General features: G+C 51.6%; 23 protein-coding genes and 1 other annotated feature. Of the genes, 19 read left to right on the forward strand and 4 right to left on the reverse strand.

What is annotated here, in order from left to right; translation table 11 throughout:
• Nucleotides 1-3 precede the first annotated feature (3 nt).
• The 15 genes from LQ229_RS05800 (at nt 4) to LQ229_RS05870 (ending at nt 13,377) form a co-directional block, all read left to right on the forward strand.
• Nucleotides 4-795: a segregation/condensation protein A gene (locus LQ229_RS05800; RefSeq protein WP_216539852.1), complete on the forward strand. Its 792-nt coding sequence runs from the start codon at nt 4-6 to the stop codon at nt 793-795.
• Nucleotides 764-1,363 carry an SMC-Scp complex subunit ScpB gene (scpB, locus tag LQ229_RS05805; protein WP_216539853.1) on the forward strand — a complete coding sequence of 200 codons (600 nt, stop codon included), beginning with the start codon at nt 764-766 and terminating at the stop codon, nt 1,361-1,363. The genes LQ229_RS05800 and scpB overlap by 32 nt, the downstream gene beginning before the upstream one ends.
• Before the next feature lie 157 nt (nt 1,364-1,520).
• Complete coding sequence (locus LQ229_RS05810) at nt 1,521-2,195, forward strand: DUF2953 domain-containing protein (protein WP_216539854.1); 675 nt, start codon at nt 1,521-1,523, stop codon at nt 2,193-2,195.
• Nucleotides 2,168-2,650: a GerW family sporulation protein gene (gene ytfJ, locus LQ229_RS05815; RefSeq protein WP_216539855.1), complete on the forward strand. Its 483-nt coding sequence runs from the start codon at nt 2,168-2,170 to the stop codon at nt 2,648-2,650. The genes LQ229_RS05810 and ytfJ overlap by 28 nt, the downstream gene beginning before the upstream one ends.
• A gap of 105 nt (nt 2,651-2,755) precedes the next feature.
• Nucleotides 2,756-3,949 (forward strand): D-alanyl-D-alanine carboxypeptidase family protein, encoded by a 1,194-nt coding sequence (locus tag LQ229_RS05820; RefSeq protein ID WP_230191161.1) that lies wholly within the window; start codon nt 2,756-2,758, stop codon nt 3,947-3,949.
• Between the two features lie 15 nt (nt 3,950-3,964).
• Complete coding sequence (locus tag LQ229_RS05825) at nt 3,965-4,603, forward strand: nucleoside recognition domain-containing protein (RefSeq protein ID WP_230191162.1); 639 nt, start codon at nt 3,965-3,967, stop codon at nt 4,601-4,603.
• 6 nt (nt 4,604-4,609) lie between these two features.
• Complete coding sequence (locus LQ229_RS05830) at nt 4,610-5,143, forward strand: spore maturation protein (RefSeq protein ID WP_230191163.1); 534 nt, start codon at nt 4,610-4,612, stop codon at nt 5,141-5,143.
• A 96-nt stretch (nt 5,144-5,239) separates the two neighbouring features.
• Nucleotides 5,240-5,581: an N-acetylmuramoyl-L-alanine amidase gene (locus LQ229_RS05835; RefSeq protein ID WP_216539859.1), complete on the forward strand. Its 342-nt coding sequence runs from the start codon at nt 5,240-5,242 to the stop codon at nt 5,579-5,581.
• A 20-nt stretch (nt 5,582-5,601) separates the two neighbouring features.
• Nucleotides 5,602-6,339, forward strand: a complete 738-nt coding sequence (locus tag LQ229_RS05840; protein ID WP_216539860.1) for a pseudouridine synthase — start codon at nt 5,602-5,604, stop codon at nt 6,337-6,339.
• 238 nt (nt 6,340-6,577) lie between these two features.
• On the forward strand, nt 6,578-7,090 hold the full coding sequence (gene resA / locus LQ229_RS05845; protein WP_230191164.1) for a thiol-disulfide oxidoreductase ResA: 513 nt from the start codon (nt 6,578-6,580) through the stop codon (nt 7,088-7,090).
• A gap of 26 nt (nt 7,091-7,116) precedes the next feature.
• Nucleotides 7,117-8,763 carry a cytochrome c biogenesis protein ResB gene (locus LQ229_RS05850; protein WP_216539862.1) on the forward strand — a complete coding sequence of 549 codons (1,647 nt, stop codon included), beginning with the start codon at nt 7,117-7,119 and terminating at the stop codon, nt 8,761-8,763.
• A 12-nt stretch (nt 8,764-8,775) separates the two neighbouring features.
• A complete protein-coding gene (gene ccsA / locus LQ229_RS05855) occupies nt 8,776-10,038 on the forward strand; it encodes a cytochrome c biogenesis protein CcsA (protein ID WP_290370017.1) in 1,263 nt (420 codons plus the stop codon).
• A gap of 50 nt (nt 10,039-10,088) precedes the next feature.
• Nucleotides 10,089-10,805 (forward strand): response regulator transcription factor, encoded by a 717-nt coding sequence (locus tag LQ229_RS05860; protein ID WP_216539863.1) that lies wholly within the window; start codon nt 10,089-10,091, stop codon nt 10,803-10,805.
• A 1-nt stretch (nt 10,806) separates the two neighbouring features.
• On the forward strand, nt 10,807-12,240 hold the full coding sequence (locus LQ229_RS05865) for an ATP-binding protein (protein WP_216539864.1): 1,434 nt from the start codon (nt 10,807-10,809) through the stop codon (nt 12,238-12,240).
• Between the two features lie 123 nt (nt 12,241-12,363).
• Entirely contained in the window at nt 12,364-13,377 is a 1,014-nt protein-coding gene (locus tag LQ229_RS05870; RefSeq protein ID WP_230191165.1) for an SDR family oxidoreductase, read from the forward strand.
• A 334-nt stretch (nt 13,378-13,711) separates the two neighbouring features.
• Here the strand turns inward: LQ229_RS05870 and serA are convergent, their stop codons facing one another.
• From serA to LQ229_RS05885, 3 genes are all read right to left on the reverse strand, one after another.
• Entirely contained in the window at nt 13,712-15,298 is a 1,587-nt protein-coding gene (gene serA / locus LQ229_RS05875) for a phosphoglycerate dehydrogenase (RefSeq protein WP_216539866.1), read from the reverse strand.
• Between the two features lie 61 nt (nt 15,299-15,359).
• Nucleotides 15,360-15,594: a binding site (T-box leader), on the reverse strand.
• Nucleotides 15,595-15,644: 50 nt separating this feature from the next.
• Entirely contained in the window at nt 15,645-16,136 is a 492-nt protein-coding gene (locus tag LQ229_RS05880; RefSeq protein ID WP_216539867.1) for an inorganic diphosphatase, read from the reverse strand.
• Between the two features lie 185 nt (nt 16,137-16,321).
• Nucleotides 16,322-17,233 carry a hypothetical protein gene (locus LQ229_RS05885; protein ID WP_216539868.1) on the reverse strand — a complete coding sequence of 304 codons (912 nt, stop codon included), beginning with the start codon at nt 17,231-17,233 and terminating at the stop codon, nt 16,322-16,324.
• 69 nt (nt 17,234-17,302) lie between these two features.
• Between LQ229_RS05885 and LQ229_RS05890 the strand changes: the two genes are divergently transcribed.
• From LQ229_RS05890 to LQ229_RS05900, 3 genes are read left to right on the forward strand one after another with little or no spacing between them, the layout of a single operon-like run.
• Nucleotides 17,303-17,896, forward strand: a complete 594-nt coding sequence (locus LQ229_RS05890) for a type II CAAX endopeptidase family protein (protein ID WP_216539869.1) — start codon at nt 17,303-17,305, stop codon at nt 17,894-17,896.
• Entirely contained in the window at nt 17,893-18,120 is a 228-nt protein-coding gene (locus LQ229_RS05895; RefSeq protein ID WP_216539870.1) for a hypothetical protein, read from the forward strand. The genes LQ229_RS05890 and LQ229_RS05895 overlap by 4 nt, the downstream gene beginning before the upstream one ends.
• Nucleotides 18,121-18,132: 12 nt before the next feature.
• Nucleotides 18,133-18,972, forward strand: coding sequence for a metallophosphoesterase (locus LQ229_RS05900; protein WP_230191166.1), 840 nt, complete (start codon nt 18,133-18,135; stop codon nt 18,970-18,972).
• Here LQ229_RS05900 and LQ229_RS05905 read toward each other — a convergent pair.
• Nucleotides 18,969-19,823: a polysaccharide deacetylase family protein gene (locus LQ229_RS05905; RefSeq protein ID WP_230191167.1), complete on the reverse strand. Its 855-nt coding sequence runs from the start codon at nt 19,821-19,823 to the stop codon at nt 18,969-18,971. The genes LQ229_RS05900 and LQ229_RS05905 overlap by 4 nt on opposite strands.
• A gap of 99 nt (nt 19,824-19,922) precedes the next feature.
• Here LQ229_RS05905 and LQ229_RS05910 point away from each other — a divergent pair, with 99 nt between their 5' ends.
• Entirely contained in the window at nt 19,923-20,273 is a 351-nt protein-coding gene (locus LQ229_RS05910; RefSeq protein ID WP_230191168.1) for a hypothetical protein, read from the forward strand.
• Nucleotides 20,274-20,279 lie beyond the last annotated feature (6 nt).

Here is a 20,279-nt window from a genome sequence, read left to right on the forward strand (position 1 = left end):
TCATTGGCGGTACTGTACAAGCTGGAAACGTTCGAGGGGCCGCTCGATTTGCTGCTTCATCTGATCGATAAGGCGGAAATCGACATCTATCAAATTTCCATTAGCGAAATTACGGACCAATATATGGAATATTTAGACACCATGCAGGAACTCGAACTTGAGATCACCAGCGAATTTTTAGTGATGGCCGCGACGCTTTTGTCGATCAAAAGCAAAGTTTTGCTGCCGAAACCGCCCGTTATTGAAATTGACGATTTTGAGTATGAATATGAAGATGAAATAGATCCGCGCGAAGAATTGATCCAGAAGCTGGTGGAATACCGCAAGTATAAAGGAATTGCGCAGCATCTTCGCGATAAAGAGTTGGAGCGCAGCCTTATTTATACGAAGGAACCCGAAGATTTGACGCCGTTCATGCCGACCGTTCAAGAAAATCCGGTCCAAGGGCTGCATACGGCCGATCTTATTATCGCCTTTCAAAAAGCGCTGCGCAAAGCGGCCCGCAGACATACGGTCGCCCGGATCGAGCGCGACGAAATTTCGGTGAAAGACCGGATTCGCGACATCGTTCATACGCTGCGCACGCTTCTTCCGGGAGATAGAATGTTATTCTCGAAGCTGATTCATGAGGAAATGTATCGGCATGAGATTGTCGTTACGTTTCTGGCGATTTTGGAATTGATGAAAATGAAGCAAATCAGCTGCTATCAAAATCGCCTGTTTGAAGATATTGTGATTCAGTGGAAAGGGGAAGAAGCTGCGAATGGATTTTCAGAAGCTGAAATCGATTATTGAGGGGCTGCTGTTTTTGGTGGGGGATGAAGGCTTAACCGCTAAACAAATCGCCGAGGTGGTCGAGCAGCCCGCCGATTTGGTCCGGGACGTCGTATTCGATCTGAAGGGCGATTTCGAACGGGGGAACCGCGGCTTGCAAATCGTGGAAATAGCCGGAGCGTTTCAGTTGACGACCATCCCCGAACATGCGCCTTATTTTGAGCGGCTCGCCTACTCGCCCTCCCGTTCCGCCTTGTCGCAAGCGGCGCTCGAGACGCTGTCCATCATTGCGTACCGCCAGCCGATTACGCGGATTGAAATCGAAGAAATTCGCGGCGTAAAGTCGGACCGGGCGATCCACACGCTCGCCGCCAAAGACTTGATCGAAGAAGTCGGACGCGCGGAGGCGGTCGGCCGTCCGATTTTGTACGGCACGACCAAAGCGTTCCTCGATTATTTCGGCCTGGACAGCTTGGAAGGCTTGCCCGATTCGTCGGCGTTCGAGAGCGGCGAATTGCTGGAGGAAGAAACGCAACTGCTGTTCGAGAAGCTGGAAGGGCGTCAACTTACGATCGACGATGTGGACTAATTTCAAATCATATCATAACCCTGACAAGTGTCGGGGTTTTTCTTTTTGACCTGAGGTGCGACATGATAATATTACCCTCGCGATGCCATACTAATTTTATGCAGACGGGCTCATTCGAAGCGATGTTTCTTCGGATCAAGGTGAGGAGGGTTCCACAGTGTGGGTTTGGATTTGCATCGGCATCCTGCTCGTTGTACTCGTAACCATATGGTTGTCCGATATCCAAATACATGTTCATTTTCGTAAATATGCTCAGAACGACGACATCACAGTGCAAATCCGGCTGCTGCTTGGTCTTGTCAAGTTGGATTACAAAGTGCCGCGGCTCTCGTTCGAAGGATGGCACAAAGGTTTGGCGTACCGCCAGAAAGAAACGGATAACGTATTCGGCTCTCATAGCAAGGAAGCTGAAGGACAACTCGATTTTGAAAAAGTGAAACAAGCTTACGATCGATTTCAATTGCTTGTCAATGCCACGAGCGGCTGGTCGATTTGGTACAAACAATTTTTGCGCAAAATCCGGGTAACGAGAATGAATTGGTCGACCGATATCGGGATCGGCAGCGCGGCCGATACGGCGATTGCGACCGGCGTCGTCTGGGCGGTCAAGAGCGTTGCGGCCGGCTGGGCGGCCGCAACGTTCCGATTTATGCAGAACCCGCAGCTCGCCGTATATCCGCAATTTCATACACCGCAATTTGCCACAGAACTGGACTGCATAGCGAAAATCCGCTTCGGGCAGGCTATAGTTGCGGGACTTGCACTTATAGTTCGCGTTCTAAAAGTGAAAGGAGGTCTCAGGACGTGGCAGAACATCCTATTCAAGGCTTAATGAAAACGTCTATGGAAAATTTGAAAAATATGGTAGACGTCAACACGATCGTCGGCGAACCGGTACAAACCGCGGATGGCAGCGTGATATTGCCTATAAGTAAAGTAGGCTTCGGGTTCGCGGCCGGGGGGAGCGAATTTCCTTCGGACGATAAATCGGCTGCGAAATCCGACGCTCATAACGCGAGCGTGGCGCTGCCGTTCGGCGGCGGTACGGGCGGCGGCGTTACCATAACGCCGATTGCGTTTTTGGTCGTAGGTACGCACGGGGTGAAAATCGTATCGCTCGACAACCAAACGCATCTTGTCGAGCGGGTGATCGATTCGCTTCCGCAATTTATGGACAATTTTCAAAATATGATGAAAGGCGCCAAAATGAATCAAACGGGCGCGCAAACGACGACGACGCAAACGACGACGACGCATACCGAGCAGAATAACAATCAAGTCCAGTAACCCGCGCCAAACGTATTGCCGATAAGAAGCCATTCTCTCCGGTCATACTCCGAATCGGATAAGCATATACTTGTACAAGTAAGCTTATTGTCGGAGGTTGAACGCATGAGAACGGCTTTTTATTTGCTTAAAATCGCTGTTATATTCGCGCTATTCGCTTCGCTCCCTGCTATGCTTGCGTCGGCGGAACCGCCGCGCCTCCATACAAGCGCGAAAGCCGCTGCGCTGATCGATGTGGAATCCGGGCGAATCCTGTATCACGTAAACGGCGATATCAGGATGCGGATTGCAAGCTTAACGAAAATTATGACCGCGATCGTCGCGATCGAGCACGGCACGCTGTCCGATAAAGTAAAGGTAAGCAAACGCGCCTTCGGCAAGGAAGGATCGTCGCTATATTTGAAACTTGGGGAAGAGATGAGCTTGCAGGACATGCTGTACGGGATGATGCTTCAATCCGGCAATGACGCGGCGACGGCCGTCGCCGAGCATGTCGGCGGTTCGGAGGAAGGGTTCGTTCTGATGATGAACCGGAAAGCGGAACTGCTCGGATTGGAGCAGACGCATTTCAAAAATCCGCACGGTTTGGATGAAGACGATCACTATTCCACGGCGAACGATCTGGCGAAGCTAACCGCATATGCGCTCAAAAATCCGGTATTTCGGAGTATCGTCAAAACGGAAGTGAAAACGGCGCCGAATCCGAACGATTCATGGGATTATAAATGGAGAAATAAAAATAAAATGCTGCACATGTACGAGGGAGCCGACGGAGTGAAGACGGGATATACGAAAAAAGCGCTTCGCTGCCTCGTCAGCTCGGCCACGCGAGGCGGCCAGCAGTTAGCCGCAGTCACGCTGAACGACGGGGACGATTGGAACGATCACCGCAAAATGCTCGACTACGGCTTTGAGCACTTCCCGTTGAAAGATGTCGTTCGCAAAGGACAAGACATCGAAAATTATTCTTATCAGGTTGGACAAACATTCGCCTACCCGTTCGCCGAAGGGGAGGAAGAACGCATTCGTACGCAGCTCGTTCTGGCCCCGTCCAAATCGCTTGATTACAGGCTTGGTTATCGCGGGAAAATCGTCATTGCGCTCGGCGGCAATGAGATCGGATCGGTGCCCGTGTACGAGAAGGACAGCCCGGTTATGAAACAGCAGCGGGCATATACCGTCGCGGCGAAAGGGGCGCCTAACCCGTATCCGAAGCCTGCGGCGATTACGAATTGGCGCGAAGCGTTTCTGGCGGCGGTCAGGTCGCTGCTTACGCCCGGAAACGCGAATGGACGATAGGGAGGGAAAAGGCTTATGGTGAATTATATTTGGCTGTTCTTTATCGTGATCGGATTTATTGCCGCCGCGGCACAAGGGCGCATCGATATCGTGACGGAAGCGGCTTTTGAAGGAGCGAAAACGGGCGTCACCGTCTGTTTCGGGCTGATCAGCGTGATGGTATTTTGGCTCGGAATGATGCGTGTCGCCGAAGACGGAGGACTGTTGAAAAAAGTTGCCGCATTGCTAAATCCGGTCGTCCGGTTTTTATTTCCCGACGTGCCGAAAGATCATCCCGCAATCGGCTATATTATGTCGAATATGAGCGCCAATTTGCTGGGACTGGGCAATGCGGCCACGCCGATGGGCATCAAAGCGATGGAAGAGCTGCAGAAGCTCAACCCGAATAAAGATACGGCCACGCCGGCCATGTGCACGCTGCTTGCAATCAATACGTCCAGCATTACGTTAATTCCGGCGACATTAATTGCGATCCGCATGAATTTCAATTCGGCCAATCCCGCCGAAATCGTCGGCACGACGCTGATCGCCACCGCGATTGCCACGATCGTCGCTATCGCCGCCGACCGCTGGTTCCGGATCGTAAGATTGCGCACGCATCCGCCTTTGCCACCGGCGGCGCCGCCGTCCGAAAGCACGCATGTGAAAGGATGATTTGCATTGTATTCGCTGGTGACGAAGATTTCCAGTTGGGCGATTCCCGCAATAATCGTGTTTATTCCGCTATATGCCATATTTAAAAAAGTGCCCGTATACGAATCGTTCGTTGAAGGGGCGAAGGACGGATTCGACACATCGATCCGCATCATTCCCCATCTTGTCGGGATGATGGTTGCAATCAGCGTATTTCGCGCGTCCGGTGCGATGGATTTTTTGGTCGGCTTCGCGAAACCTTTATTCGATTATTTAGGCGTACCGAGCGAAGTGCTGCCTCTGGGGCTGCTGCGTCCGATAACCGGCTCGGGCTCGCTCGCCTTTACGACCGAATTGATTAAACAATACGGGCCCGATTCGATGATCGGCCGCATGGCTTCGACGATTCAGGGCAGCACCGATACGACGTTGTACGTGCTGACCGTATATTTCGGCGCGGTCGGCGTCAAGAAAGGGCTGTACGCCTTGAAGGTCGGCCTTATCTCCGATTTGGTCGGATTTGTCGCCGCCATTTTTATATGCTATCTCGTTTTCAGTTAATGCGCGTGCGCGCATCTCCTTCCCCCGCCGCCGAACCGAATGGCGGACGGACACATATACTGTAGCAGTTTTACGGGGGGAAGAGGTGTAAACCGTATGCAGTACGAAGGCTTTGTGATCCACCATTCGGCCTGTCCGTCCATAAACGGGAAAGGCTATGATTTTATGATTCTCCGCAGCGGCGATGTCGTCCCCGCTCCGGCATTAACCGATCCCCACTACATTCACCTTTGCATCGAAGGTGATTTTTCCCGTTTCCCGCCTGTTTTATACCCCTCGGAACTAGAGCAGTTGTTTATCGCCCGGAAATTGATCGCCAGGCTATCGGAGGTGTACCGTATTCCGCTCGGAAATACGTATTCCCACGACGGGCAATGCCCGGGTCTTTATTTTCCGTGGAACGAACTTGTGATTTCCGGTTCGGATGGTTATCATTAGGTTTGAGGTGACGAGAAGAAATGGAACGATTACAGAAGATTTTGGCGGCGGCCGGCGTCGCATCCCGCAGAAAATGCGAGGAACTGATCTTGCAAGGAAAGGTTGAAGTGAACGGACAAGCCGTGACGACGCTCGGAACGAAAGCGGATCCGGCAAACGATCTCATTACGGTAAACGGAAAACCGATTGCAACCGAAAAAAAGATATATATGATGTTCAACAAGCCGAAAGGCGTCATAACGAGCGCGAACGATCCGCAAGGCCGAAAGGTGGTTACCGACTTTTTGGCCGGCGTCCGGGAGCGTGTGTATCCGGTCGGCCGCCTCGATTACGATACGGAAGGTTTGCTGCTGCTTACGAATGACGGCGAATTCGCCAATCTATTAACGCATCCGAAGCATCATGTGCCGAAGACGTATTTGGCTACCGTCAAAGGGGTCCCGCACGGCACGCAGTTGGATCGGCTCAAAGAGGGTATAATGTTAGAAGATGGAATGACCTCGCCCGCCGAGGTCGAATATCAGGACGTCGATCCGGACAAGAACGAAGCGACGATCCGGATTACGATCTACGAAGGCCGCAACAGGCAGGTGCGCCGCATGTTCGAAGCGATTTCCCACCCGGTCGTTCGGTTGAAACGAATCAAGTTCGGCGAATTGTCTTTGCAAAATTTGAAACGCGGGCGATACCGCTTGTTAACCGCGCAAGAAGTAAATGAACTGAAGCAGGCGGCGAAGAAGAAACGGGATAGCAAATAACGGCGCATAAACTGCCTGAACTTGTTGCTGTGACACATAATTTTCACAATAATGTAGCTGTTCCTGCTCCAACTTTCGCTATAATGTTCATAGGATATATATTCCGTATCGCTTCGGTTGTGACTTTAGTCATTGCGGCAACCGGACGGGCGTCGGAGGTGTTTCGTTACAAGATACATACGCTTCGAAGTCTGACGCGAAGGCGGGATCGAAGCGATTTTCGTTAGGAGAATGGGACATGAAGAAAAATAAACCGATTCAAATCGTCATATTGCTCGGTATTTTAATTTTAGGCGGTTATGCGATAGGTTCGTCTTTATTCGCTTCTGACGGCAAGCCTCAAGTCGGCGACAAGCCCCCCGCATTTTCTTTGCTTGGAACGGACGGCAGCGTTCACAATCTTGAAGATTATAAAGGGAAAGGCCTTGTCGTTAATTTTTGGGGCTCTTGGTGCGAGCCTTGCGTAAGGGAAATGCCTCTATTGGAGGAACAATCGAAAGTGTGGAAAGACCGGAACGTGGTATTTCTCGGCATTAACGTCGGCGAGGATCAAATGACGGTCAGCAATTTCGTCAAGCAATTCGGCGTCACGTTTCCGCTGCTGCTGGACAAAGAGAAGCAGACGACCCGCAAGTACGGCATCGGCCCGCTCCCTACGACGGTCTTTATCAGTTCCGAGGGCAAAATTATCGATATCCGCATTGGCGAGTTGACCCGGAATGTATTGGAAAGCAACTTACAACGTTTATGATTTCATAGTAGCAGGAGGTCACCGTAGTGTTTGAGAATACGAAATGCGAATGCGGACACCAGAATGCGGTCGGAACCGTGTTATGCGAAGCCTGCGGCAAGCCTTTGCTGGAAGGGGAAGATTCGAAGGAACCGCTGGAGATGCGCTATGACGGGGTAGCGCGGAAATCGCAGAAGGCGAATCCGTCGATCATCGACCTCGTTTGGCGTTTTTTCTCGTCCGTCAAAGTTGCGGTATGGCTGATCGTCATCACGCTGCTCGCTTCCATGCTGGGGACCATTTATCCGCAGCAAAACACGTTTATCGGGAGCGTGCCGGCCGACTTCTATAAAAATACGTATGGTACGATGGGCGAGATTTACTACAAGTTGGGCTTGGCGAATACGTACGGATCCTGGTGGTTCATTACGCTGCTCGTCATGATCGGCGCGTCGCTCGTCATTTGCAGCTTGGACCGCGTATTGCCGCTGTACCGCGCGCTCAGCAAACAGCAGGTGCGCAAACATTTGCAATTCATTACGCGCCAGAAAGTCGTGTACCAGGAAGAAATCGACGCGGATCCGCAAGCTTGGGTCGAACAAGCCGTCAAACCGTTGAAGCGGAAACATTACAAGGTGTTCTGGGACGGGACGGCGCTGCTCGCCGAGAAAAACCGCTTTAGCAGATGGGGCCCCTACATTAATCATATCGGGCTTATTATTTTTTTATTGGCCGTATTGGCGCGCGGCATACCGGGCTGGCATATGGATCAATACACCGCTTTTCCCGAAGGGGAAATCGTGAGAATCCCGGATACGAACTTCTATTTGAAGAACGAGAAGTTTACGCTCGAATATTACGGCGAGGAAGATTTGCCGAAGGAGTTTCAAGGGCAAGGCCGTCTGATCGCCAAAAAGTACGAAACAAAAGCGGTCATGTACGAATGTACCGCCAACTGCGAAGACGTAACGAAAGAACCTGTCCTGAAAGAAGTGGACCGTCATAACATTATTGTCAACGATCCGATGAATTACAAAGGCTTGATGGCTTACCAGTTCGATTTCGATTTGACGCCGAAACTGCGCTCGGTTACGCCGGAGTTCCGCAATAAGGAAACGGGAGAAGTGTACGGCAAATTCGAATTGAAAATGAAAGATTCCGCCCCCGAATACGTGGCAGGTCCTTATCGATTTATTTTGAAGGAGAAGTATTTGGATTTTGCATTGACTGAAGACGGGAAGCCGCGAACGAAATCGCAAGAACCGAACGCACCTGTATTTATTTTTATCATTCAAGGGCCGGGCTTGCCGGAAGATGGACAGCCGTATATGTATTTCCCGCGAGAAATCGATAAGGAGCGCTTCCAGCAAGATGCGATTAACGGAGCATTTGCCGACAAGTTTGAATTGAAAGTGAATGGCATGGAGAATGTCGATTTTTCGGCTTCGACCAGCTACTTGAATATTCGCGTCGATAAAGCGATGCCGTTTATTTGGATCGGAGCGGGCATTTCGGTGATCGGGCTTGTGCTCGGATTTTATTGGCAGCATCGCCGCATTTGGCTCCGTATCGACGGTCGAACGTTATCGCTTGGCGCGCATACGAACAAAAACTGGTACGGAATGCGCAAAGAGGTCGCTTCTTTCTTGAAGCAAATGGATATAGAAATCGATCCGAAGTCGCTCGATAATTAAGGGGGATCATAAATGAAAGTGTTGCTCGACATAAGCAGCGATGCATATTTAGTGGCGTTTTTCTTATATTGCCTGGCGTTTCTTTTCTACGTCGTGACGATGGCGGGGAAATCGTGGGGAGGGCGGGACCCGGAGAAACATGTGAAGCGTTGGGGCCGCATCTCCTTCGTAACTTCTTGCCTGGGTCTGGCCGCTCAATTCACGTATTTCATTACCCGCTGGATCGGCGGAGGCCATATCCCAAACAGCAATATGTATGAATTCATGTCTTTGCTCGCGATGTTGATCATGGTGGCGTTCACGGTCGTCTACCTGATTTATCGCACCCCGGTGCTTGGCGTATTCTCTCTGCCGATCGCCGTCATCATTATGGGGTACGCTTCCGTCTTTCCGCAAGAAGTGCAGCCGCTGATCCCGGCGCTCGATTCGATCTGGCTGAAATTGCATGTGTCGCTCGCGGCATTGGGCGAAGCGTTCTTCGCCGTCGGTTTTGCCGCGGGATTCATGTATTTGCTGCGCACGATGGATTTTAAAGCGAAGACGAAAGCGGCGATTCGCTCGCAGCGATGGCTTGAATTTACGATATTTTCCATTTTGGTTGTTGTCGGTTTTATCGCCTGCGTATTTATATTCAGAGGCGCGGGATACGAGGCCGAGTTTACGCAAACGACCGAGTATGTCGATTCCGCGGGCCAACAACAGACGAAGGTCGAAGATGTGAAGTATACGATGCCTCCGATCGTTGGGCCGCATAATAGCGAAGTGAAATCGTATCAGCCGTTTCTAGGCTTGAATAAACCGCTGTTCAACGCACCGTCCTGGATGGAAGGCGTCAACGCGGGCCGGAAATTGAACACCGTCATTTGGTCGCTGCTTTCCGGCGTGCTTTTGTTCGGCTTGTTGCGGCTCATATTGCGCAAACCGATCGGGGAAGCGATTCAGCCGATTATGGACGGGATCGATCCGAGAGATCTGGACGAGATCGGCTACCGGGCGATTGCGATCGGGTTCCCGATCTTTACGCTTGGAGCGCTCGTATTTGCCATGATCTGGGCGCAGATCGCCTGGTCGCGCTTCTGGGGCTGGGATCCGAAGGAAGTATGGGCTTTGATCGTTTGGCTGTTTTACAGCGCATATTTGCACTTGCGCTTATCCCGCGGCTGGCACGGAACGAAATCGTCCTGGCTTGCGGTGATCGGTCTGATGGTCGTCATGTTCACGCTGGTCGGGGTGAATTTGATTATCGCGGGACTTCATTCTTATGCCGGAGTATAATAGATCCGAAGAATTGACATAACTTTCAGTAAGAAAGGGTTGTTTAGCATATGGCAGATCTAAATCATCGCATTTTGGTCGTCGACGACGAAGAACGGATTCGGCGGCTGTTGAAAATGTATTTGGAAAAAGAAGGATACCAGATTGAAGAAGCGGAAGACGGCGAAACGGCGCTGCAAAAAGCGCTGAACAACGATTACGATTTGATTCTGCTTGACGTGATGCTGCCGGGAATTGACGGGGTCGAAGTATGCCTCCGCCTGCGCCAATCCAAGGCGACGCCGGTGTTGATGCTGACCGCCAAAGGGGAAGAAATCAACCGGGTTCAAGGGTTCGAGGTAGGGGCCGACGATTACGTCGTAAAGCCGTTTAGTCCGCGGGAAGTCATCTATCGCGTGAAAGCGATATTGAGGCGTTCTTCCGCAACGGCCTACTTGTCCAAAGAAACGAATTCCAGCAACAATATCGTTTTTCCGCATCTGTTGATCGAGCATGACGCTCACCGCGTAACGGCGGGAGGGCATGAAGTCGGATTGACGCCGAAAGAATACGAGCTGCTTCATTACTTGGCCGTATCGCCCGATAAAGTATTTTCGCGCGAAGAATTGTTGAAGGACGTTTGGAATTACGAGTTTTTCGGCGATCTGCGCACGGTCGATACGCATGTGAAACGGTTGCGCGAAAAATTGAATAAAGTATCCCCGGAATCCGCAGCGATGATTACAACCGTTTGGGGCGTAGGCTACAAGTTAGAGGTGCCGAAATAACGTGTCGTTTTGGAGAAGCGTAGTCGGCAAGCTGTGGATGACGATTATCGGTCTCGTTGCGTTTGTGCTGTTGATCGTGGGCGTCTATTTATTGAATTATATCGACTTCCATTACAGCAATGCGCCAGGGATCAAAAAAATGTTTATTTACACCGGGATCAGCGGGTTTTTATTGACGACGTTTTTCGCATTTTTCTTGTTCTACAAAATAACGCAGCCTTTGCGCTCCATCAAGAAGGCGGCGGACTTGATCCGTAACGGGAATTATGAGGCGCATGTGGCGACCCGGTCGACGGATGAAATCGGAGAATTGGCGAAAACGTTCAATCATATGGCCGGCGAGCTGAAAATTACGATTCAGGATTTGAATCATGAGAAAGAACATCTGTCCAGCGTTTTGCGCAGCATGACGGACGCGGTCATTACCTTTGACGCGGAAGGGCAGATGATATCGGCGAATCCGCCGGGAGAGGCCATTTTGCAAACGTGGAACGTCATCGATTGGCATGAATCGCAGGAGAACGATGTCCGCAAGCCGGCGATGCAAGTGCCCGAACCGATGTACGCGCTGTTCCGGACCGTGCTTGAGCAAGGGCGCGACATCAGCACCAAAGTTCATGTGAAACAGGAAGTATGGTCGGTATCCCTCGCGCCTCTCCATTCGCTCAACGCGGTGCGCGGGGTGGTCGCCGTCCTGCGGAACGTGACCGAAGAGGTTCGGATGGAGAAGCTGCGCAAAGATTTCTTGGCCAATGTGTCGCATGAAATTCGGACGCCGCTGTCTATGCTGCAAGGATACAGCGAAGCGCTGCTGGACGATATCGCGGCAACGCCGGAAGAGCGCCGGGAAATGGTGCAGGTCATTTATGACGAGTCGCTGCGCATGGGCAGGCTTGTGAAAGATTTGCTCGATTTGGCGCGCATGGAAGCGGGACATATGGAAATGAAGCACGACAAGGTGGATGTGGAGCAATTGCTGACGCGCGTCTACCGCAAGTTTACCGTACTCGCCAAAGAGCGGGACATTATGCTGCACTACGACCGGCGGGCGGAAGATTTAACGTTAATGGCGGCGGATGAAGATCGTCTGGAGCAAGTGTTGACCAATCTGCTGGACAATGCGTTCCGGCATACGTCCGGCGGGGTGCAAATCCGGATGACGGCCGATCGCGAGACGACGAGCAGCGGACCGGTAATCGTGTTGAAAGTATCCGATGAAGGGCAGGGCATTCCTTCCGAAGATTTGCCGTTCATCTTCGAGCGCTTCTACAAGGCCGATAAAGCGCGAAAGCGCGAATTGAGCGGCGGGACGGGACTTGGCCTCGCGATCGTGAGGAATATCGTCGAAGCGCATAACGGCACGATCTCCGTAGACAGCACCGTCGGGAAAGGTACGACATTCACCGTCAAACTTCCTGTCGAAAAGCAAGGCTAAACCGCAAACACTCTCGATTAGAGAGTGTTTTTTTGCTGAAAGAACAAGATTAATCTTGTTGTTCGTGGAACAGAGGAATAGGTTATAATGGATTCATGAATTAAAAGCGGGGGAGGCTGGGCCATGAAACTATTAGTGCTGGGCGGCACCGTCTTTGTAGGCAAGCATATCGTTCAAGCCGCATTGGACAAGGGCCATGAAGTGACAATGTTTAATCGCGGGCAGACGAACGCGGATTTATTCCCGGGCGTCGAGAAGCTGACGGGAGACCGCGACAACGGTTTGGATGCGCTCCGCGGGCGAAGCTGGGATGCGGTCATCGATCCTTCGGCGTATGTGCCGCGCATTGCCGGTCAATCGGCCGAGTTGCTCCGGGACGCGGTCGAACGGTACATATTCGTTTCTTCGATATCGGTGTACCGCGATTTCGCCGCCGCTTCAATCGACGAACGATATCCGGCAGGCACATTGGACGACGACTCGACGGAACAGGTAGATGGAGAGACCTACGGGCCGCTCAAGGCGTTGTGCGAACGAGTATTGGAGGAGAAGCTGCCCGGGCGCGTTCTGACGGTTCGTCCGGGACTGATCGTCGGCCCGGATGATCGAACGGACCGGTTTACTTATTGGCCTTGGCGCATCCGTCAAGGCGGAAGGACGCTGATCCCGGGGAAGAAGGATAAAGTCATTCAAATCATCGATGTGCGCGATTTGGCGGAATGGATCGTTCGTATGGCGGAGCAGCGGGCCGCAGGCGTCTATAATGCCGTCGGACTCGGCGACGCTCCGCTGACGATGGGCCGGCTGGCGGAAACGGCGCGCGAAGTCGCCGGAAGCGCTGCGGAATTCGTCTGGATCGACGATTCGTTTTTATTGGAGCGGAATGTGTTGCCGTTTAGCGATTTTCCATTATGGCTGCCCGAATCGGAAGCGTTGCATGCCGGCTTTTATCGCATATCATGCGAGAAGGCGCTGCGGGAGGGCCTCGCGTTCCGTCCGCTGTCCCGCACGATTGAAGATACGCTGCATTGGCTCGAGCGGACGGGAAGGGCGGATGTTCCGGCCCTGCGCGTCGGCTTGCCGCGGGAACGGGAGCAAGAGCTGATCGAGGAATGGCTGCGTAACCGATCGCAATGAACGGGTGGAATAGGCGGCTGCGTAAACTCTCGCAGCCGCCGCGTTTTACGCGTTTTTCGCATTGCGGCAGACGTTTAATTAGCGGTATTACTGGAGTTAAATTGCTCATATGGGCGGTAGCGCATCAAGTAACGGTATTTACTGGAGTTAATATTGAGAATGCTCCAAGAAAATGAGCGTCGCAAGAAAATAGCTCCGGTTTTTCTATCTAATCAAAGATTAGCCGGGAAAATGCGGAAATTAACGGTAGTTTTCGGAGCTATTCATAAGCCTGAAGCCTGCCAAGTATACAAAAACCGCCGGAGCGTATCCCTCCGGCGGTTTCACCTATGTTTTACAACGTAATTTCTTTGGCGGCGTTAATGCCTTGCAGCTGTGTCAAGCTGGCGAGCACGTCTTTCGGAACTTCCTTATCGACGCCCAGCAGCATAATCGCGTCTCCGCCTACGTTGGCGCGGCCGACCTGCATGGAAGCGATGTTGACGTCATTGTTGCCGAGCAGCGTGCCGACATGTCCGATCATGCCCGGTTTATCGTTATGGCGAATGAGAACGAGATGTCCTTCCGGAGCGAGATCGACCGGATATTGATTGATTTGGACGATCCGTTCGCCGTATCCATGCAAGAGCGTACCGGCAACGGTCCGTTCTTCTTTTTTCGTTTTGAGCGTGACAGTAATCAAGTTGGTAAAACCTTTCGTCTTTGACGATTTTTGCACGACGACGTTCACATCGCGCACTTTGGCAAGATGCATCGAATTGACGACGTTCACATCGTTGCCGAGATGGTATTCAAGAACGCCCTTCAGAATATAGCGGTTTAAAGGCTGCGTATCCACTTCGGACAGATCGCCGGCATAGCTGACAACCACTTCCTGAATGGCGCCTTCCGTCATTTGAGAGACGAAGCTGCCGAGCTGCTCGCCCAATTTGAAATATCCTTGCAGCTTGCTCAGCACGCTTGCCGGTACGGACGGCATATTGACCGCATTTTTGTACGGTTCGTTCCGCAATATGTGAAGCACTTGTTCCGATACGTCGATCGCCACATTTTCTTGGGCTTCGACGGTGGATGCGCCGAGATGCGGCGTAACGATCACTTTCGGATGATTCAAGAACGGATGGTCGGCCCGGGGCGGCTCTTCCTCGAACACGTCGAACGCCGCTCCGGCAACGATTCCTTGATCGATCGCTTCAATCAGCGCCGTTTCGTCGACGACGCCGCCGCGCGCGCAGTTGATGACCCGCATTCCTTTCTTCATCATTTCGAATTGCGGGCGGGAAATCATATGCCGCGTCTCCTGCGTCAGCGGCGTATGGACCGTCATGAAATCGGCGTTGCGCACGATATCCTCCACGGAAGCCATCGTCACGCCCAGCTTCTCGGCGCGTTCTTCCGTCAGGAACGGATCGTAGCCCAGAATGTTCATGCCGAACGCTTTCGCCCGTTTCGCCACTTCGCTGCCGATCCGTCCCATGCCGAGCACGCCCAGCGTTTTGTTGCGCAACTCTACGCCGAGGAACGATTTACGGTCCCAATCCCCGTTGATCGTTTTCACGTACGCTTGCGGAATATGGCGGGCCAGCGCCATCATCATTGCAAACGTATGCTCGCAAGTCGTAATCGTATTGCCGTCGGGAGCGTTAATGACGATAATGCCGCGCTTCGTGGCGGCTTCCAAATCGATGTTGTCGACGCCGACTCCGGCTCGTCCCACAACTTTTAACTGTTTGCCGGCGGTCATAATCTTCTCGGTCACTCTCGTTTGGCTGCGAACGAGCAGCGCGTCGTATTCGGGAATAATGGCGATGAGTTCGTCCTCGCTCAGGCCCGTCTTTTTATCGACCTGCACATCCGGAGCGTCCATCAGCTGCTGAATTCCCATATCGCTGATCGGATCGGATACTAACACTTTAAACATGGTTACTCCTCCTAAAAGTTTTAAAATATAAAAACCCTCGATCCGCATACTGCTTGCGCAGGTAAGGGACGAGAGTTTATTTCGTGGTGCCACCCTAATTCGTTATACTGTCAACAAGTATAACCTCACCGGTCTTACGACCATGAACGATAACGGTTTCTGCCGGCTGTACCTACTATCGGTTCAATACAGCTGCTCAGGAGTGCTGTTAACGCCAAACGTCTCCGCCGGTTTTCACCCGCCACCGGCTCTCTGCAGGTTGATCGCTTGGGCCATTGTTCCTTCATCGCATCTAACGCATATATTTTCCATAATGTATCACGACGCAAAATCGGTGTCAATACAATTATTGATTGCCACCAGCTCTTTTCACACATTCTTCATAAAGATTTTTGGCGAAATCCGCATCTTTCCAACCTTCGATTTCGGTTTTCTTGTTTTCCAAATCTTTATACACTTGGAAGAAGTGCGCGATTTCTTTCAGTTTATGTTCCGGCACGTCATTCAGCGAATTGACATCTTTGAATCGCGGATCTTTCGTCGGAACGGCCAGCAGCTTCTCGTCTTGACCTTTATCGTCGGACATGATCAGAACGCCGATGACGCGGGACTCGATCACGCAGCCCGGGAACGTCGGAAACGAAGTTAACACCAAAATATCGAGCGGATCCCCGTCCAAAGCGAGAGTGCCGTCCAAATAACCGTATTCGGTAGGGTAGTGCATCGGCGAATAAAGAACACGGTCCAGAACGTAGGCGCCTTTTTCTTTGTCGAATTCGTATTTGTTTTGGCTGCCTGTCGGAATTTCAATGAATGCGTCAACAATTAAATTAGACATGTGGTTGCTCCTCCTTTACATTGAATCATATAATTCCGAGCGGGTTTATATGATTATCGACCTAACCTCTACTATTTTATAGCAACGAACAACCGATTGGCAAGTGAAAACGCCGCATTCGCTTGATCAAAATTCGTTTTTTCGATATGATGCAAATACGTATATCCATGATGCGATTTTTGCATTTATTCGTAGAAAAACGGCAGCTGCGGCAACAATTCCCCGTCGTATTGCTTGTTCTTCTGCTTCAAAAAGTCGTCGAAACGGACGGCATCGGTGCTTAACAACAAGTTGACAACGTCGTCTATCGTTTGCAATTTCAATTTGTCGGCTCCGCCGCTTGCAATCATTTGATCGGTTTTCGCCGTAAGATCATGCGGATAGAACGGTTTGAAACTTTGCCCGGCAAGCAGCATATCCGTAATGATGCGATTTTTCACCGTTAACGGATAGCTTTTCCATTCGGCGAAGGAAACATTCGATTTGGCTTCCAATTGTCCGGGAATATCGCTTTGCATCCTCGAGCCCCATTTTAAAATCGTGTCGTAATATTGTTGTTGCCCTTGAAGCGCGAACGAGACGGCATTTTTAATATAATTGTCCTTTTCCAATTCGGCGATCAATACGGTGCTTGGCAGCGTGTTGGCTTTGTTCACCAGGTTGCCGATTCCGTCATCGAACAATTTCAAGCTTTTTAAGTAGTTCGTCTGCGCCTCTTGCAGCAGCGGGGCCGCATTGGTCATCGATTGTTGGTTCGCGATTCCGTATTGCTTTTGCGCCGTTTTGCGCAATGCTTTCAAAGCGGCAGCTTGATCGGTCGAAGCGTCGGTTCCGAACGTGTCGAGCGTATCGAACCATTGTTTCTGAAAATCCCGAAACGGCAACAGTACGGTATGATAGAATGTAACCAGATCTTGCTGCGAATATGTAGCGTCTTTGTGGGGAGCGGCTGCGACCGAATTTTTTTCGGCATATTTCGCCTCCGTGCGATCCGTGCCTACTTTTACCCCGTAGAAGAAGGCCCCGACAGCGCATATTAGCATAAAAATAAAGCCGAGACTAAACAAAAATTCGATTCGCGAAGGTCGTTTCTCCATTGTATGTTGCTCTCCTTCTATCATATTTTTTGAATTTAGAATACAATACTTCGAACAGGCAGGACAACCATGAAAAAATTTAACTTTCGAAATTTCAAAATTAAAAAAGTGGAGGCGAAAGATTTAAACGATCGATTGCTTCTGGTCAATCTATACATTACGCAAGGCCTAACATTATTTATCGGTTTGTTATGGATTATTTTACAGCGCCGCAATCCGCTTCATTTGCTTTCATGGCCTGAAACGCCGCAATTTCTTGCTTGGGGGCTCGGCCTTGCCGCCGTCGTCCTTGCGGCGGATATGCTCGTCTCCAGATTCGTGACCGACGAATCGATGGATGACGGCGGCATTAACGAGATGCTGTTCCGCAAGCGTCCCGTGTGGCATATCGTCGTCATTGCCGCAATTGTGGCCGTGTGCGAAGAATTGTTGTTTCGCGGTGCGGTGCAGCACGCGTTCGGTCCTTATTGGACGAGCATTTTGTTTGCGCTCATCCATGTCAGATATTTGCGCCATTGGATCCCGACGGGATTGGTGTTTGCAATAAGTTACGGATTAGGTTGGATTTATATCCAGACGGGAACGCTTTGGGCGCCGATTGTTACCCACTTTGTAGTCGACCTGGTGATGGGGCTAGTTATTCGTTTTCGGAGGGAGTCATGAGCAAATCTTTAAGCAGAATGGAACGTTACGGCAATAAAAAGAAAGGCCGGCAAGAGCGGGAGGATCAAGCGAACGCCGAACAAACTCTGCCTTCGCGCAAGGAGCAGCATCCTTCGAATAAAGGCAAGCTCACCAAAATATTTTATAACACATTGATTGGAATGTTTATTTTATTGTTGATCGGCTTGCTGATCTGGGGAAGAAGATTTCCAATGGGGGAATAGGGGAGGGATAGAATGGCGATCGCGGCTGGTTTGGCGGCAATAGCAATAGCAATTCTGATTGTTATCATGGCGCGGGAAGCGCAGCGTACGCGCGTGGAAGAATTGACGGTGGAATTGGAGAGACTGCCCGCTTCTTGGGACGGCACGGTCATCTTGTTCGTGTCCGATCTCCATCGCCGCATCGTTCCGGAAACGCTCGTTGCGGACATTCGCTCGCGCTATCCGGTGGAGTTGGTCTTGATCGGCGGCGATATGACGGAGAGGGGAGTGCCGCTGGAACGAACGCGCGCCAATATGGAACGGCTCCGCTCGTTAGGGCCGGCATATGCCGTACACGGCAATCACGATTACAAGACCGATTACCGCCGCCTGGACGCGGTTGTCCAGGAATGCGGCGTCAAGGTGCTTGACAACGAGTCGGTTCGATTCGAGAAGGAGGGAGCCGAACTCCGGCTTGTCGGGGTGGACGATCCGCATACCGGCAGGGATCAACTGCGCCTCGCCTTTAGCGAAACGGAGCCGTCCTCTGCCTGCACGCTGCTGCTCGCGCACGATCCGGCGATTATGCTGCGGCTCGGCGACGAGCAAGCCGATTTGGTTCTTGCCGGCCATACGCATGGCGGGCAAATTTGCGTCCCCGGTCTTGGACCGCTATTCACGGATGCGGTCTACCGCCGATATTCCGCCGGCTTGTACGAATCGGACCGCATGGTGAACGGAAGCAAATACAAGACCAAATTGTTCGTCAGCCGCGGCTTCGGCACGTCAAGATTGCCGATTCGCTTCCAATGTCCCGCGGAAATCAATCTGATTACGCTGCGCAGCGCCAAACGGCCGGCTCCAACCCGTTAAACTTCGCTTTTGTCAAAATCGATCGACCGCGGATCGACGAAAGTATACTCCTTCTCTTCAAGCTTCGTGAGCATTTCGTCCAACGCCTCGACCGTCCAAGGCAATTCATGCATCAATATATTGCTGCCCGGATGGAGCTGCTCCAATACGTTTTTAATGACCTCTTCGGGCTTGTTCTTATTTTTGGAATCCCAATCGAGCGAGCCGTTCGACCATGTCATATACAACATGCCGTTATCTTTGACGACACGGCGGACTTCGTCGTTGCCGGAACCGAACGGCGGACGAAAGAACAACGGTCTTTCCCCGATCGTATCCTCGACGATTTGCTGGACATCCTCAATTTGCTTTTTAATGCTGTCATTCGATTCCTTTTTCAAATTAATATGGTCCCAGCTGTGGTTTCCGATTATTTGGCCGCGGTCGTGGATCAATTGCAACAGCTCGGGATTTTGCTTGACCCGGTAGCCGTTAACGAAAAAAATCGCCTTCGCGTTATGCTTGTCCAGCGTGTCGATCAGTCCCTCGATCATGTCGCGATCCTTCGGGCCGTCGTCGAACGTGAGCAGCACGACTTTCTTCTCGGTTCCTTCGTCATTCGGCACAATATTGTACACCTTGTTCATATGGTACAGCTTGTCGACCGGAAGTTCTTCGGCTTCCTCCGCCGGTTCGCCGGACGCCGCCTCTGTGCCGGTTTGCTCCGTATCCGATGGCGGCGTCTGTTCGCTCGACGTATGTACGGGAGCGGTCTGCCCTTCGTCCGCCGCGCCGTTATCGGCCTGCCCGCGGCCGCATGCTCCAAGCAGTAATGTGAAGCCGATTAACGCAACGAGTAACATTCTTTTCATCATTCATTCTCCGTTCGTTTCCTAATTTTAAAGCGCATGAGTTGCAAATGCCATGTGAACACTATAACTGATTTTATCATAAAAAGGAGGTTTTCGTCCTTGAGAATGGCATTTTTCGTTGGCGGCATCGTCGGCGCGGCGGCTGCGATGTATTTCGCCAAAAACCGGCGGATGATGGCGGTATCGCCCGGCCAAATCGGTCATATGATGAACGATCTGGTCGAAACGGCCAAAAATAGATTGGCGGATGCGGTCATCGCCCAGGTGAACAAAAACGGGCATATCGTCTCAAGTCAGCACAGTTCGCATACGGCCGCAAGCGCGCCGCATTATGCGGAGGCGAATGCTTCCGCGCATGACGCGAAGCATATCGAAGAAATGATCCAGGAAAGTCCGGAGCTCAAAGCGGAAGTTAACGCCATCTTAGAAGATAATCGCGTTTCGTTGTAATGATCG

The sequence above is a fragment of the Paenibacillus sp. CECT 9249 genome (genome assembly GCF_918697855.1).
Classification (GTDB): domain Bacteria; phylum Bacillota; class Bacilli; order Paenibacillales; family Paenibacillaceae; genus MSJ-34.

Bases quoted from the DNA above. Each gene is read 5' to 3' on its own strand.
- LQ229_RS05905 (WP_230191167.1), bottom strand. From the start codon at position 19,823: ATGAAAAGAATGTTACTCGTTGCGTTAATCGGCTTCACATTACTGCTT.
- LQ229_RS05835 (WP_216539859.1), top strand. From the start codon at position 5,240: ATGCAGTACGAAGGCTTTGTGATCCACCATTCGGCCTGTCCGTCCATA.
- ccsA (WP_290370017.1), top strand. From the start codon at position 8,776: ATGAAAGTGTTGCTCGACATAAGCAGCGATGCATATTTAGTGGCGTTT.
- LQ229_RS05825 (WP_230191162.1), top strand. From the start codon at position 3,965: ATGGTGAATTATATTTGGCTGTTCTTTATCGTGATCGGATTTATTGCC.
- scpB (WP_216539853.1), top strand. From the start codon at position 764: ATGGATTTTCAGAAGCTGAAATCGATTATTGAGGGGCTGCTGTTTTTG.
- LQ229_RS05900 (WP_230191166.1), top strand. From the start codon at position 18,133: ATGGCGATCGCGGCTGGTTTGGCGGCAATAGCAATAGCAATTCTGATT.
- LQ229_RS05840 (WP_216539860.1), top strand. From the start codon at position 5,602: ATGGAACGATTACAGAAGATTTTGGCGGCGGCCGGCGTCGCATCCCGC.
- LQ229_RS05880 (WP_216539867.1), bottom strand. From the start codon at position 16,136: ATGTCTAATTTAATTGTTGACGCATTCATTGAAATTCCGACAGGCAGC.
- serA (WP_216539866.1), bottom strand. From the start codon at position 15,298: ATGTTTAAAGTGTTAGTATCCGATCCGATCAGCGATATGGGAATTCAG.
- LQ229_RS05890 (WP_216539869.1), top strand. From the start codon at position 17,303: ATGAAAAAATTTAACTTTCGAAATTTCAAAATTAAAAAAGTGGAGGCG.
- LQ229_RS05860 (WP_216539863.1), top strand. From the start codon at position 10,089: ATGGCAGATCTAAATCATCGCATTTTGGTCGTCGACGACGAAGAACGG.
- LQ229_RS05820 (WP_230191161.1), top strand. From the start codon at position 2,756: ATGAGAACGGCTTTTTATTTGCTTAAAATCGCTGTTATATTCGCGCTA.
- LQ229_RS05870 (WP_230191165.1), top strand. From the start codon at position 12,364: ATGAAACTATTAGTGCTGGGCGGCACCGTCTTTGTAGGCAAGCATATC.
- LQ229_RS05885 (WP_216539868.1), bottom strand. From the start codon at position 17,233: ATGGAGAAACGACCTTCGCGAATCGAATTTTTGTTTAGTCTCGGCTTT.
- LQ229_RS05895 (WP_216539870.1), top strand. From the start codon at position 17,893: ATGAGCAAATCTTTAAGCAGAATGGAACGTTACGGCAATAAAAAGAAA.
- resA (WP_230191164.1), top strand. From the start codon at position 6,578: ATGAAGAAAAATAAACCGATTCAAATCGTCATATTGCTCGGTATTTTA.